Annotated in this window: 15 protein-coding genes and 2 tRNA genes; 7 read left to right on the forward strand and 10 right to left on the reverse strand. The window is 67.5% G+C overall.

Annotated elements, in window-relative coordinates; translation table 11 throughout:
- Window positions 1-20 precede the first annotated feature (20 nt).
- The 7 genes from B9N97_RS18595 to B9N97_RS18625 all read right to left on the reverse strand — a co-directional run bounded on the left by B9N97_RS18595 (window position 21) and on the right by B9N97_RS18625 (window position 5,577).
- Window positions 21-638, reverse strand: a complete 618-nt coding sequence (locus B9N97_RS18595; RefSeq protein ID WP_085089253.1) for a GNAT family N-acetyltransferase — start codon at window positions 636-638, stop codon at window positions 21-23.
- Window positions 614-1,048 carry a GNAT family acetyltransferase gene (locus B9N97_RS18600; protein WP_085089254.1) on the reverse strand — a complete coding sequence of 145 codons (435 nt, stop codon included), beginning with the start codon at window positions 1,046-1,048 and terminating at the stop codon, window positions 614-616. The genes B9N97_RS18595 and B9N97_RS18600 overlap by 25 nt, the downstream gene beginning before the upstream one ends.
- Window positions 1,045-1,932 (reverse strand): rhodanese-like domain-containing protein, encoded by an 888-nt coding sequence (locus B9N97_RS18605; RefSeq protein WP_085089255.1) that lies wholly within the window; start codon window positions 1,930-1,932, stop codon window positions 1,045-1,047. The genes B9N97_RS18600 and B9N97_RS18605 overlap by 4 nt, the downstream gene beginning before the upstream one ends.
- A gap of 52 nt (window positions 1,933-1,984) precedes the next feature.
- Complete coding sequence (locus B9N97_RS18610) at window positions 1,985-2,692, reverse strand: alanyl-tRNA editing protein (RefSeq protein WP_085089256.1); 708 nt, start codon at window positions 2,690-2,692, stop codon at window positions 1,985-1,987.
- A 17-nt stretch (window positions 2,693-2,709) separates the two neighbouring features.
- Window positions 2,710-3,711: a cysteine synthase A gene (locus tag B9N97_RS18615; protein WP_085089257.1), complete on the reverse strand. Its 1,002-nt coding sequence runs from the start codon at window positions 3,709-3,711 to the stop codon at window positions 2,710-2,712.
- Window positions 3,712-3,867: 156 nt separating this feature from the next.
- Window positions 3,868-4,479, reverse strand: a complete 612-nt coding sequence (locus B9N97_RS18620; RefSeq protein ID WP_085089258.1) for an NUDIX domain-containing protein — start codon at window positions 4,477-4,479, stop codon at window positions 3,868-3,870.
- A 78-nt stretch (window positions 4,480-4,557) separates the two neighbouring features.
- Window positions 4,558-5,577 carry a S1C family serine protease gene (locus tag B9N97_RS18625; RefSeq protein ID WP_085089259.1) on the reverse strand — a complete coding sequence of 340 codons (1,020 nt, stop codon included), beginning with the start codon at window positions 5,575-5,577 and terminating at the stop codon, window positions 4,558-4,560.
- A 229-nt stretch (window positions 5,578-5,806) separates the two neighbouring features.
- Here B9N97_RS18625 and B9N97_RS18630 point away from each other — a divergent pair, with 229 nt between their 5' ends.
- Both B9N97_RS18630 and B9N97_RS18635 read left to right on the forward strand, forming a co-directional pair.
- On the forward strand, window positions 5,807-5,986 hold the full coding sequence (locus B9N97_RS18630; RefSeq protein WP_085089260.1) for a hypothetical protein: 180 nt from the start codon (window positions 5,807-5,809) through the stop codon (window positions 5,984-5,986).
- 82 nt (window positions 5,987-6,068) lie between these two features.
- Entirely contained in the window at window positions 6,069-6,311 is a 243-nt protein-coding gene (locus tag B9N97_RS18635) for a hypothetical protein (RefSeq protein ID WP_085089261.1), read from the forward strand.
- A gap of 7 nt (window positions 6,312-6,318) precedes the next feature.
- On the opposite strand, the gene B9N97_RS18640 is transcribed toward B9N97_RS18635, so the two are convergent.
- From B9N97_RS18640 to B9N97_RS18650, 3 genes are all read right to left on the reverse strand, one after another.
- The gene (locus tag B9N97_RS18640; RefSeq protein ID WP_244560773.1) at window positions 6,319-6,564 is read right to left on the reverse strand and encodes a hypothetical protein; all 246 of its coding nucleotides are present in this window, start codon (window positions 6,562-6,564) and stop codon (window positions 6,319-6,321) included.
- Between the two features lie 268 nt (window positions 6,565-6,832).
- Window positions 6,833-6,908, reverse strand: a tRNA-Asn gene (locus B9N97_RS18645).
- Between the two features lie 229 nt (window positions 6,909-7,137).
- Window positions 7,138-7,211: transfer RNA gene (locus tag B9N97_RS18650), tRNA-Cys, on the reverse strand.
- Between the two features lie 305 nt (window positions 7,212-7,516).
- Between B9N97_RS18650 and B9N97_RS18655 the strand changes: the two genes are divergently transcribed.
- From B9N97_RS18655 to B9N97_RS18675, 5 genes are all read left to right on the forward strand, one after another.
- Window positions 7,517-8,173: a protein-L-isoaspartate O-methyltransferase family protein gene (locus B9N97_RS18655; protein WP_085089263.1), complete on the forward strand. Its 657-nt coding sequence runs from the start codon at window positions 7,517-7,519 to the stop codon at window positions 8,171-8,173.
- A gap of 102 nt (window positions 8,174-8,275) precedes the next feature.
- The gene (locus tag B9N97_RS18660; protein ID WP_085089264.1) at window positions 8,276-8,602 is read left to right on the forward strand and encodes a rhodanese-like domain-containing protein; all 327 of its coding nucleotides are present in this window, start codon (window positions 8,276-8,278) and stop codon (window positions 8,600-8,602) included.
- Window positions 8,603-8,604: 2 nt separating this feature from the next.
- The gene (locus tag B9N97_RS18665) at window positions 8,605-10,008 is read left to right on the forward strand and encodes a TolC family outer membrane protein (RefSeq protein WP_085089265.1); all 1,404 of its coding nucleotides are present in this window, start codon (window positions 8,605-8,607) and stop codon (window positions 10,006-10,008) included.
- A 96-nt stretch (window positions 10,009-10,104) separates the two neighbouring features.
- Window positions 10,105-10,800, forward strand: coding sequence for a DUF2497 domain-containing protein (locus tag B9N97_RS18670; protein WP_085089266.1), 696 nt, complete (start codon window positions 10,105-10,107; stop codon window positions 10,798-10,800).
- A 67-nt stretch (window positions 10,801-10,867) separates the two neighbouring features.
- Window positions 10,868-13,516 carry a valine--tRNA ligase gene (locus B9N97_RS18675; RefSeq protein WP_208621235.1) on the forward strand — a complete coding sequence of 883 codons (2,649 nt, stop codon included), beginning with the start codon at window positions 10,868-10,870 and terminating at the stop codon, window positions 13,514-13,516.
- Window positions 13,517-13,614: the final 98 nt, after the last annotated feature.

Here is a 13,614-nt window from a genome sequence, read left to right on the forward strand (position 1 = left end):
GTGTCGCCGCCCTCTCTGAGTTAGCGGGCGAGCGGGATATGGTCGCCGGCGCTGCGCGGTAGCACGCCGTCCAGGCGCGGATCGCGGACCTCGCGGGCGACATGGCGGGTGGGCACGAAACCCATGCTCTGGTAGAGCGGCAGCGCCTTCGGATGGTCGAAGGTGCAGGTGTTGACGACCAGCTTCGTCGCACCGCCGTCCCACGCCTTGCGGATGATGGTGTCGAGCAGCCAGGGGCCGAGCTTGTGGCCGATGAAATCCGGAATCAGGCCGAAATAGGAAAGATCGGTTTCCTGCGTCCGCCGGTCCAACTCGCCATAGCCGGCGGGCGTGCCGTCGACATACAGCACCCAGACCTCCACCAGCGGATCGTGAATCGAGCGCTCCAGCTCCTTGCGCGGCATCCGGCGGCGTTCGTGCCATAGCCAGGGTTCGCCGACCGTGTCGTACAGGTAGCGGTAGAAGGACCAGGTCGGCGGGTTGGCCCGGACCAGGGAGAGGTTGCCGGCCGGCTGGCGCACGGGCGCGTGGGTCGGCGGCGCCGTCATCTCCAGATAGGTGACGATTACCGGCAGATGGCCCGGCCGGCTGGCGGCGGGTACGGTGGGACGGGTCAGGGAGAAGGGTTGGTCAGCCATTTCTGCATCATCGTGACGGGCGATCTGGCATAGCCCAGCCTCTCGTAGAAGGCCAGCACCCGTTGGTTGGTCTCACGGACGAGCAACTGGACCTTCGGCATGCCGGCGCCAGCCAGCCAGCCTTCGGCCTCCGCCACCATGCGCCGGCCGAGCCCCTGTCCCTGCCGAGTTGGGTCGACGGCGACGTAATAGATCCAGCCGCGATGGCCATCCTGCCCGACCATGGCGGTGGCGACGAGGAGCCCGTCGGCCACGGCGGCAAGCACCATCGAACTGGTCTTCGACAGCGCCAGCGCGAAATCGGCCGCCGGGTCGTTCCACGGCACCACCAGCCCGCAGGCGGTCCACAGCGCAACGACGGCGTCGCGGTCGTCCGCCGTGCAGGGCCTGACGGTGACGGCTTCGGTCACGATTGCCGGGGTCCCGTTTCCAGCGGCAGATCCTCGCGCAGGCCCCACTCCGCCCAGGATCCGTCATAGATCGCCACGTCCCGCTTGCCGGCGCTGGCGAGGCCGAGCGCGATGACGCAGGCGGTGATGCCGCTGCCGCAGGAGGCGACGACCGGCCGGTCGAGATCCAGTCCGGCGGCGCGTGCCTTCTCCGCGATGACATCCGGCGGCAGCAGGGTCTTGGACTCGGCGTCGATCAGGTCGCTGTGGGGCAGGTTGAAGCTGCCGGGAATGCGTCCGCTGCGCCGGCCGGGCCAGGGCTCCGCCACCGCGCCTTCGAAGCGGGGCTGGGCACGGGCGTCGGTCACCTGATCGGCCCGCGCGTCGATGTTGGCGAGCACCTGATCGGCGCTGCGGATCAGCTCCGGCCGCTTGCGTGCGGTGAAGGCCGTCGGGTGGACCGGGGCGGCCTCACCCGATTCGGTCGGGCGACCCTCGGCCAGCCACTTCGGCAGTCCGCCGTCGAGCACCGCCACGCGGTCGAAGCCGAACAGGCGGAACAGCCACCAGACGCGCGCCGCCGCGGTGGCCATGCCGGCGGCGTCATAGACCACCACCGTGTCGCCGTCGCCGATGCCGAGCGCGCCGATCTTCGCGGCGAAGGTCGCCTCATCGGGGGCCATGTGGGGCAGGGGGGCGGTGTCCGGGGCCGCCACCTCGTCGACGTCGCACAGCCGGGCGCCGGGGATGTGGCAGGTGGCGAAGTCCGCCCGGATGTCGCGCTTCAGGGCCGGCATGTGCCAGGACCCGTCGAGAACCTTAAGGCCGGGCCTTCCGAGATTGTGGGCCAGCCAGTCGGTGGAGACGACGGGGCCGGTCAGCGGATCCACGGTGCTGTCGCTCATTCTGCGCGTCCTTGAAAAGGAATCTTTCGGGCGGAAGATCGGGGTGACGGGTTCAGTCCTTCAGCGCGATAACGACGCGCCGGTTCTGCTTGCCCTTGTTTTCGATCTTCGTCACCTCGATTCCGCCGATTTCGCCGGTGCGGGCGACATGGGTGCCGCCGCAGGGCTGCAGATCGACGCCCTCGACATTCAGCAGGCGCACCCGGCCGCTGCCGGTCGGCGGCTTCACCGACATGGTGCGGACCAACTCCGGCTGCGCCGCCATCTCCTCGTCGGAGATCCAGCGGGTGCCGACCGGCGTGTCGGCGGCGATCAGCCGGTTCACCGCCTCGGCAATGGCATCCTTGTCGAGGGCTTCGGCCGGGACGTTGAAGTCGAGCCGGCTTTTGTCCGCCCCGATCTGCCCGCCGGTGACCGATCCCGGCACCACCGCGCACAGCAGGTGCAGGGCGGTGTGCATGCGCATGTGGCGATAGCGGCGGTCCCAGTCGATCTCCGCCTCCACCGCGGTGCCGGGGGCGGGCAGCTCCTGCCCGTCCTCCGGCACATGGATGACGTCGTCGGGGCCGCCGTCGCCCTTCACCGTGTCCTTGATGCGGACTTCGAACCCGTCGAAGCGCAGCACCCCGCTGTCGCCCGGTTGGCCGCCGCCGGTCGGATAAAAGACGGTGCGGTCGAGCCGGATGCCGCGGTCGTCCACCGCCGTGACGGTGGCGACGCAGTTTCGGGCGTAGGCGTCCTCGCGGAATAGCGCGTCCATATCCCCCTCGAGAAGAATCAGGCCAGCCAGTCTGGCACCGGAAGATTCTGCTCACGGAGGAAGTCAGGATTGAAGAGCTTCGATTGGTAACGCTGCCCCCCGTCGCACAGGATGGTCACCACCGTGTGACCCGGACCGAGGTCGCGGGCAACCCGCATCGCCGCGGCGACGTTGATGCCCGACGAGCCGCCCAGCACCAGACCCTGGTTCTTGATCAGGTCGAAGATGATCGGCAGCGCCTCTTCATCCGGGATCTGCAGGGCGTCGTCGATCGGCGCCTGTTCCAGGTTGGCGGTGATGCGGCCCTGGCCGATGCCTTCGGTGATGGAGCTGCCTTCCGACTTCAACTCGCCTTTGGTGTAGTAGCTGAACAGCGCTGCGCCCATCGGGTCGGCCAGCGTGATGCGGATGTTCGGGTTCCGCTCCTTCAGCGCCAGCGCGATGCCGGCCAGCGTGCCGCCGCTGCCGACCGCGCAGGTGAAGGCATCGATTTTGCCGCCGGTCTGTTCCCAGATCTCCGGGCCGGTGGTGGTGCGGTGGCCTTCGCGGTTGGCGGTGTTGTCGAACTGGTTGGCCCAGACGACGCCGTTCGGCTCCGTCTTCGCCAGTTCCTCGGCCAGCCGGCCGGAATAGCGGACGTAGTTGTCGGGATTGGAATAGGGAACCGCCGGGACCAGCCGCAGGTCGGCGCCGATCAGGCGCAGCATGTCCTTCTTTTCCTGGCTCTGCGTCTCCGGCATCACGATGACGGTGCGATAGCCGAGCGCATTGCCGACCAGCGCCAGCCCGATGCCGGTGTTGCCGGCCGTGCCCTCGACGATGGTGCCGCCGGGGCGCAGCAGGCCGCGCTTTTCCGCGTCGCGCACGATGGCGAGCGCCGCGCGGTCCTTGACCGATCCGCCGGGGTTCAGGAACTCCGCCTTGCCCAGGATCTCGCAGCCCGTCGCCTTCGATGGCCCTTCCAGGCGAATCAGCGGCGTGTTGCCGATGGCGCCGATAAAGCCGTTGCGGATGTCCAAGACGGGTACTCCCAAGGTCAGGTGTGGATTGCTGACGATACTATCAGGTCGGGGAGCGGCGGTTTCAAGGCGGCGGTGTGAAATGCTGCATTGAACGAGGTATAAGTGTGAATTTGACGACGGAGGGAGGGCGCCGCTTGCCGGCGCCCGGCACACTCACCCCTGACCGAGCCAGCGCTTGCGCAAGCCCTCGCGGTGACGGGCGAGCCAGCCGATCGCGATGATGGCGACGGAATTGCGCAGGCGGTTCTCGTCCATCATGCGGATCGCCTCGTCGGCCGGCAGGGCGAAAATCCGGATATCCTCGTGCTCCTCCTCCAGGCCGCCGGTGGCGGCGAGGTTGCGGCTGTCGACCCGGCCGCAGAAGACGGTGACGACCTCGGTGAAGGCGCCTGGGCTGACGTAGTAATCGCAGATCTGCTCGATCTCACGGATGGCGCAGCCGGCCTCCTCCAGCGATTCGCGGCGCGCCACCTCCTCGGGGCTCTCGCCCTCGCCGACCATGCCGGCGACGATCTCGGTCATCCAGGCCGGGCCGCCGGCCGCGGCGGAGCCGACGCGGAACTGCTCGATCATCACCACACTGTCGAGATCGGGATCGTACAGCAGCACGCCCACCGCCGCGCCGCGGTCGCACACCTCGCGCGGCGGCAGCACGTCGGTCCAGCTTCCGTCGAACTTCTTGTGGCGCAGGCGGTAGACGTCGATGGTGAGGAAGCCCTTGTAGGGGGTCTTCTTGTCGATGATCTCGATGTCGGGGTGATTCATGATCGGCGCGGTCCCACGGGTGGCTGTTCCCGACAGGGTGCTACGCCGCAGTTTCCACCACAAGCGCCGGGGCGGCCATCACAGCGTCGGGTTCAGCCGCAGGAAGCGCACGCGGTCGGCCGAGGTGACCGGGACGGGAGTCAGTGTGGCGCCGCGCATCACCTCCAGCGGGACGACGACGCCGGCCGGCCCCAGGCCCCAGAGCTTGCGGTAGAAATCCGCCAGTCCGCTGAAGCGCTGGCCGCCGACGCCGACGATCCAGTCGCCCGGACGCAGGCCGGCCGACTCGGCGGGGCTGCGCGGCGACACCTTTTCCACCATCAGCCGGCCCAACTCCTCGCGCAGGGTAACGCCCAACCACGGCCGGGCCGGCTCCTGCCGGCGGCCATAGGCGAGCAGGTCGGCGAGGATCGGCTCCAGCGCCGACACCGGGACGAACATGTTGCCGGGCAGGCCGCGGCCCTCCACCGCCTCCATCACCAGCAGCGATCCGATGCCGACCAGCCGGCCCTCGCGGTCGACCAGGGCGGCGCCGTTGAAGGCACGGATCGGCGGGAAGGTGAACAGCGCCTCGTCCAGCAGATACTCCCAGTAGCCGGCGAACTCGCGCTTGCTGACCAGCTTCACGGCGGTGGCGCCGCGATTGTCGCCGCCGCTGAGCACAAGCAGCGTGTCGCCCTCTTTCACCGCATCGGCGTTGGCCAGCCGCAGCCAGGGGGCCGAGAACCCCAGCTCCGCCCGCAGCAGGCCGAAGCCGCTGACGGGATCGTAGGCGACCATGCTGGCGGGATAGCTGCGCCCGTCGGCGGCGGTGACCTCGATCTGCGAGGCCTCCATCACCGTATAGCCGATGGTCAGGATCAGGCCGGACCCGTCGATGACCACGCCGCTGCCCTCGCGGTCGGTTCCCAGCGTGCGCGCGCTCTGGCTGTCCGGCGGCACGGTTGCGGTGATGCCGACGATGGAACGGACGACGCGATCCGGATCAAGCTGTTCCGGTTCCGCTGCCCGCGCGGCACCCGCGCCCAGTTGAATGCCGACAAGAACGAGGATGGCGGCTGCCAGCCGCTTCACGACCGGTGTTGAGACGACCCGCATGACGCCGCACTCCCGCACAAGGCAGGGCCAAGGGCACCCCCGTCGTCGCGCGGCCCTGTCCGTCGCGACTCGGATGACACTGACATGACATTGCGCTCGAGTCGCGGCTCATCAAGCCGCTGCCGGGCGCCCGCCGCGCCTTTGCGGGTGGAAACATACCGCTGCCGGCCGGTGTTGTCCTGTCGGAGACCGGAAATCGGCCCGGACAATGAAGAGGAAAGGCGACAGCATGCCCATCAACAGCGAACAGGAACTGGAACAGGCCGTTCAGGAGTTCCAGCGCCTGAGCGATGCACCGGAGGGCTCGGAGGACGGACGCCGCCGCAGTGTTCTGGACGCGGACATCAAGGCGTATTACGCCAGATGCGCCAACACGATGCGGCCCGGCAAGCCGCCCTCCACCGGCTGACCGGAGGGCGCAGGCGGGTCCCGGTGATATGCCGGCCAAAGCGGCCGGCAGAATCGGCCATAAGGAAGGAGACCGGTCCGCGATGAAGCGACTCGACACCTGCTATACCTGCCGCTTCTGGGAGGGGCAGGGGCTCCGCCAGCGCGGGCCGAAGGGGACCTGCCGGCGCTATCCGCCGGTGGTGACCCCGCGCAGCCCCGAAGGCGATTTTCCCATCACGCTGTCCACCGACTGGTGCGGGGAATGGAAGCGGGTGGCCGTCGCCGCGGTCGGGGGCGATCCGTCGGAGTCCGGCGACACCATCTATGATGATCTGGTGGAGTAGGGCCGCCTCACCGCGGGTGGGGCGGGATCACCAGGACCGGCGTGTTCTCGTAGGCCTGTGGGAGGCTGTCGGTGGCCGGGCCGTCCCAATCCGTGCTGAAGGCCAGCAGGGCGACCAGCACGGCCGCCAGGAACAGCAGGACCGCGGTGACGCAATCCACCGTCCGCACCGGTTGGTCGTCCGGTTCGGGAGAACCGCGGCCGGTTCCATCGACCGGCGGAGCGGTGCGAAGACGTTCTGACTGGAATGGCATAAGCACGGCGATCCTCCATGGCTGGAGACGCCCGGTCCAAGACTGGGTCCGGATTGTTATCAAGTCTAACGCCGTGCGGCCGGGCGCGGCATTTCGCTTCCGGCAAGTCAGGATCGTCTTTTGGGACTAGTTCTTGCCACAGCGGACGACCGTCGGTCCTAGCCCGACTGCTTTAAACCGAATTCGGTTACTTAACCGCCACAGTCAAGGCGCAATGGTGCAGAAAGAAGAAAAGGCCGGATGCGTGTTGCATCCGGCCTCTTCGATCTGGCTCCCGGTGCTGGACTCGAACCAGCGACAAGCGGATTAACAGTCCGCTGCTCTACCAACTGAGCTAACCGGGATCGGTGACTGACCTTTCGGCCGCCGCCGTTGTTGGCGTGGCGGGTGTATAGCCGAACCATCCGACCCTGCCAAGCCAATTCCGACAGGAAAATGAATTTTCTTGGCCCAAGGCGCGAAGGGGGAGGGAGGGGCAATCCATCAACGAAAACAAGGCCCAAACGCAAAAAGCCCCGCCGGAGCGGGGCTGCGTTCGGACCATTCGGTCGTCTGCTATACTATCGTCAGGTATGGAGGCACGGGCGGGAATCGAACCCACGTACACGGATTTGCAGTCCGCTGCATCACCACTCTGCCACCGCGCCATCCTGACCGGCACCGGCGCGCCGTTTCCGGTGCGACCTCGGTGTGGAGCGGTGGTATAGCGGCCCGGAACGGAGCGGTCAAGGCGATTGGTGACGATTTTTGAACATCGTTCGCCGGGCGGCCGGAACCTGATCCCGGTGGCGGTTTCCCCACCCGTTTTCCCGACACCCGGCAAAGGCCGGATGCCAACCGCTCGTGGCGTTGTGTTCGCCAGGCCTTTGCGGCTATATACCGCCATGGCAGGAAGCCGTCCGCTGTTCGGCTTGGTGCCGGTGTCGTCACAACACATCAATAAGCGACCGCCATGACCGATTTCGCCGCCGCACGCTATTTCATGGTCGAGGGACAGATCCGCCCCAACAAGGTGACCGATCAACGTCTCGTCGATGTCCTGTCGGAGCTTCCGCGCGAAGCCTTCGTTCCTGAGACGGCGCGTGGCGTCGCTTATGTCGACGACGACCTTCCCATCGGCAAGGGCCGTTTCCTGCTGGAGCCGATGGTCTTCGCCCGCATGCTCCAGGCCGTCGCCGTGCAGGAGACCGACCGGGTGCTCGACGTCGGCGCCGCCGGCGGTTACTCCACCGCGGTGCTGGGCCGTCTCGCCTCGTCGGTGGTCGGCCTCGATTGCGACGAGGGGCTGACCGCCGCTGCGACCGCGGCGCTGGCCGGGCAGGGCATCACGAATGCCAAGGCCGTCACCGGCCCGCTGGCGGAGGGGTACGCCCAAAACGCCCCTTACGACGTCATCGTCGTCGAAGGTACCGTGCCGGAGGTGCCGGCGGCGCTGACCGAGCAGCTGGCGGAAGGCGGACGCCTCGTCGCCATTGTCCAGGGCAAGGGCGCCGTCGGGGAGGTCCGCCTGTTCCAGCGGACCGCCGGCGTGGTGTCGAGCCGCATCCTGTTCGAGGCCCAGCCGCATGCGCTGCCGGGCTTCGAAAAGAAGGCGTCCTTCGTGTTCTGACCGGATTCGCCGGTTGGAGAGGTTTTGAACTGAACCGTGCAGTTTACCTCTGCGCGGTTCTGCGCTACCGTCGCCGTCGCCCTTGCACGAAAGTGAGCACCCATGGCCGCGCCGTTTGAGATCGAGGTGGAAGAACTGGACCGCCGCCGCAAGGCGGGTGACGATCCGGTCGTCCTCGACGTGCGCGAGCCGTGGGAGTTTGCGCTGTGCGCCATCGACGACAGCCTGCACATCCCGATGAACGGGCTTCCCGGCCGGGTGGACGAGCTGCCGAAGGACCGCGACATCGTCGTCGTGTGCCATCACGGTGGCCGCAGCGCGCAGGTCACCATGTGGCTGCGTTCCAGGGGCTTCGACCGCGCCATCAACCTGGATGGCGGTGTCGATGCCTGGGCGCGCCGAATCGACCCGAACATGAAGGTCTACTGAACATGACCGTGCGAAGCCGTTTTGCGCGCCGCTGGCTGCTGGCGACGGCCCTGACCCTGACCGCCACGATGGGCACAGCAGTGACCGGCGGTGGTACGGCCCAGGCGCAGTCCCTGGAACAGGCCCTCGCCCAGGCCTATGCCAACAACCCGACCATCGGCGCCCAGCGCGCCCGTCTGCGTGCCGTCGACGAAGGCGTGCCGCAGGCTCTGTCCGGCTACCGTCCGACCGCCCGCGTGACCGCCGGCATCTCCCGCTCGATGGGCAACAGCAATTACGACGGCGGTTCGACCGGGTCGGAGTCCAACGCCAAAAGCGTCGGCGTCACCGCCACCCAGCCGATCTACGACGCCACCGTCGCCCCGGCCGTCCGCCGGGCCGAACGGCTGGTCGAGGCGCAGCGCGCGACCCTGATCGCGTCGGAGCAGTCGGTCCTGCTGGCCGCCGCCCAGGCCTATCTGGACATCGTCCAGAACCAGGCCATCCTGCAGCTGCAGACCAACAACGAGCAGGTGCTGCGCCGTCAGCTGGACGCCGCCCGCGATCGCTTCCGCGTCGGCGAATACACCCGCACCGACGTCAGCCAGTCCGAGTCGCGCCTGTCGGCCGCCATCGCTTCCAAGATCTCGGCCGAAGGCACGCTGCGCGCCTCGCGCGCGACCTACGAGCGTCTGGTCGGTTCCGCCCCCGGAGAGCTGAAGGCGCCGAAGCCGGCCTTCCGCCTGCCGAAGAACCTGGACGAGCTGGTCGAGCTGGCCCGCGCCAACAACCCGAACGTCTTGTCCGCCTCCTACACCGAAGCGGCGCAGCGCGAGGCGGTGGATCAGCAGTACGGCCGCCTGCTGCCGTCGGTGAACCTCTCGGCCTCCGGCAGCCGCACCTACGATCCCGGCCGCTCCTCCGGCATCGACCTGAACCGCTCCGACAGCGCGCAGATCACCGCCCAGGTGACCATCCCGCTCTATCAGGCCGGCCAGCCCGAAGCCCTGGTCCGCGAGGCCAAGCAGACCGCCAATCAGGCCCGCCTGCAGATCGAGGAGGCCCGCCGTCAGGTGACCGAATCGGCGGTCAGCGCTTGGCAGGCCCTGCAGACCGCGCGCGCCAGCATCGAGTCCTACTCGGCGCAGATCAAGGCGGCGCAGATCGCCCTGGAAGGTGTCCGTCAGGAGGCGCAGGTCGGTTCGCGCACCGTGCTCGACGTGCTGAACCAGGAACAGGAACTGCTGAACGCCCGCGTCTTCCTGGTCCGTGCCCAGCACGACGAGATGGTGGCGGCCTTCAATGTTCTGGCGTCGAGCGGACAGTTGACCGCCGACCGGCTCAACCTGCCGGTCCAGAAATACGACCCGCAAGCGAATTACGACAAGACGCGGGGCAAGTGGTTCGGAACTTCGGTGACCGAATGAACGAGACGGCCCGCGAAAGCGGGCCGTTTTTGTATTATGGCTTTTTTGTCAGCCCTGCCCTAGGTTTGGGTCAGGTTGACGTCTCGGGTTGCCACGATGAGCGATAAGGGCCAGCAAGAACCTTCGATGGAGGAAATCCTCGCCTCCATCCGGCGGATCATTTCCGAGGACGGCGAGCCTGCCAAATCGGAAACCCAGGCGCCTTCGCCGCCTCCTCCGCCGCCACCCCCTCCGCCGCCGCCCCCGCCACCCCCGCCGGTGGACGAGGACGACGACGACGTCCTGGAACTGACCCAGATGGTGGAGGACGAGCCGGACGACCGGCCCGACTTCGGCCAGCAGGACCCCGATCCGTGGCCGGAGGAACCGGCTTTTCCGGAGCCGTCGCCGCCTCCGCCGCCCCCGCCGCGCTGGGACGAGCCGGAACCCGAGCCGATGCCGCCGCCGCGCCCCGCCGCCCGGCGGCCGGCGCCGGTGTTCGACGATTTCGAGGATGACGAGCCGCCGCCCCCGCCGCGGCCGCGCCGCCGCGCGGTCGATCCGGATGACGGGCTGATCTCCCGCCGGACGGCGGAGGATGCCTCTCACCACCTGACCCATCTGGCGCGCGAACTGGGCGACGACCTGTCCATCGGCCCGATGCCCATCGGCATCCGTACGGTGGAGGAGGTCGTGCGCGAACTGCTGAAGCCGCTGTTGAAGGAATGGCTGGACGAGAACCTGCCGACGGTGGTCGAGCGGCTGGTCCAGCAGGAGATCGACCGTATGATCCGGCGGTCTCAGAAATTCTGATCCTGAGTGTTTTAAGCCCCGCCTTTCTGATCCCTGGTTGAGACGTTCCTAGCGAAAGTTCGTGGTGATGTTGGAAAAGACGTACCGGCCCGCCGAGGTCGAGGAGAAGCACTACCGCCTGTGGGAAGAGTCGGGCGCCTTCGCCGCCCAGCCGCAGGGGAACGGCAAGCCCTACACCATCATGATGCCGCCGCCGAACGTCACCGGCAGCCTGCACATGGGCCATGCGCTGACCTTCACCATCCAGGACGTGCTGACCCGCTACAACCGCATGCGCGGCCGTGACGCCCTGTGGCAGCCCGGCACCGACCATGCCGGCATCGCCACCCAGATGGTGGTGGAGCGCAACCTCGCGAAGGACGGCAAGACCCGCCACGATTTCGGCCGCGACGCCTTCATCGACAAGGTTTGGGAATGGAAGGCCGAATCGGGCGGCACCATCACCCGTCAGCTGCGCCGCCTGGGCGCCTCGCCGGACTGGCCGCGCGAGCGTTTCACCATGGACGAGGGGCTGAGCCGCGCCGTCCGCAAGGTGTTCGTCGAACTGCACCGCCAGGGGCTGATCTACAAGGACAAGCGTCTGGTCAACTGGGACCCGAAGCTCCACACCGCGATCTCCGACCTCGAGGTCGAGCAGAAGGAGATCAAGGGCAACCTCTGGCACTTCCGCTATCCCATCGACGGGGAGGAGGGCCGATTCATCGTCGTCGCCACCACCCGTCCGGAGACGATGCTGGGCGATACCGGCGTCGCGGTGCACCCGGAGGATGAGCGGTACAAGGACCTGATCGGCAAGATGGTCCGGCTGCCGCTGGTCGGCCGCCTGATCCCGATCGTCGGCGACGAATATGCCGATCCGGAGACGGGTTCGGGCGCCGTGAAGATCACGCCGGCCCATGACTTCAACGACTTCGAGGTCGGCAAGCGCTGCGGGCTCGAGCAGATCAACATCATGGATCGCGACGCCCGGTTGAACGACAACGTTCCCGAGGCCTATCGCGGCCTGGACCGCTACGAGGCGCGCAAGAAGGTCGTTGCCGAACTGGAAGCGCTGGAGCTTCTGGAGAAGATCGAGCCGCACACCCACATGGTCCCGCACGGCGACCGCTCCGGCGTCGCCATCGAGCCGTGGCTGACCGACCAGTGGTATGTCGATGCCGCGACGCTGGCCAAGCCGGCCATCGAGGCGGTGGAGACCGGCAAGACGGTGTTCGTGCCCAAGCAGTGGGAGAACACCTATTTCGAATGGATGCGCAACATCCAGCCCTGGTGCATCAGCCGCCAGATCTGGTGGGGGCATCAGATTCCGGCCTGGTACGGCCCGGACGGCACCTTCTTCGTCGAGGAGACCGAGGAGGAGGCACGCGCCGCCGCCAATACCCATTACGGTCAGGACGTCGAACTGACGCGCGATGCCGACGTGCTCGACACCTGGTTCTCGTCGGCGCTGTGGCCGTTCTCGACGTTGGGCTGGCCCGACCAGACGCCGGAGCTGGACCGCTACTATCCGACCGACGTGCTGGTCACCGGCTTCGACATCATCTTCTTCTGGGTCGCCCGGATGATGATGATGGGCCTGCACTTCATGAAGGACGTGCCCTTCCGCACCGTCTACATCCATGCCCTTGTCCGCGACGAGAAGGGCCAGAAGATGTCGAAGTCGAAGGGCAACGTCATCGACCCGCTGGAGATCATCGACCAGTACGGCACCGACGCGCTGCGCTTCACCCTGTCGGCGATGGCCGCCCAGGGTCGCGACATCAAGCTGGCGGTGAACCGGGTCGAGGGCTACCGGAACTTCGCCACCAAGCTGTGGAACGCCGCCCGCTATTGCCAGATGAACGGCTGCGAGCCGGTCGCCGGCTACCAGCCGGTCGGGCTGACGCAGACGGTCAACCGCTGGATCGTCGGCGCGCTGGCCGATGCGGCGAAGAAGGTCGCCGAGTCGATCGACGCCTACAAGTTCAACGAGGCCGCCGGCGCCGCCTACCAGTTCACCTGGGGCACCTTCTGCGACTGGTACATGGAGTTCACCAAGCCGATCCTGGCCGGGTCGGACGAGGCGGCGAAGGCGGAGACGCGGGCGACCACCGCCTGGGTACTGGACCAGATCCTGCACATCCTGCACCCGCTGATGCCCTTCATCACCGAAGAGCTGTGGGAGCAACTGTCGCCGGCGCGCGCCAACCGCCTGATCTCGGCGGAATGGCCGGAGTTCGCTGCCGACATCGTCGATCCGGCGTCCCGCGACGAGATGGACTGGGTGGTGCGGCTGATTTCCTCGGTCCGCTCGATGCGGTCGGAAATGAACGTCCCGCCGGCGGCGCAGATCGAGCTGAAGCTGAAGGATCCGAACGCGGTCAGCCTGAAGCGGCTGGACACCCACCGCGACCTGATCCTGCGCATGGCCCGCCTGTCGAGCGTCGATCCGCTGCAGGGCGAGGTGCCGAAGAGCAGCGTGCAGGCGGTGCTGGACGAGACCACGCTGGTTCTGCCGCTGGAAGGCATCGTCGATCTCGACAAGGAGAAGGCGCGCCTGTCCAAGGAGATCGACAAGCTGACCGGCGAGATCAAGAAGATCGATGCCAAGCTGTCGAACGAGCAGTTCGTCGCCAAGGCTCCGGAAGAGGTCATCGAGGAGCAGCGCGACCGCCGCGAGGCCGCCGATCAGGCCCGCGACAAGCTGCAGAAGGCGCTGGAGATGCTGGCGGGGTGATGTTTGTGGGGGCGGACACTTGCCCCCACCTAACCTCCCCCGCTGGGCGGGGGAGGGACTGCCGCCGCTATGCTATATAAGCGCCAATCCCCTCCCCC

The organism is Azospirillum oryzae (assembly GCF_900177515.1).
Classification (GTDB): domain Bacteria; phylum Pseudomonadota; class Alphaproteobacteria; order Azospirillales; family Azospirillaceae; genus Azospirillum; species Azospirillum oryzae_A.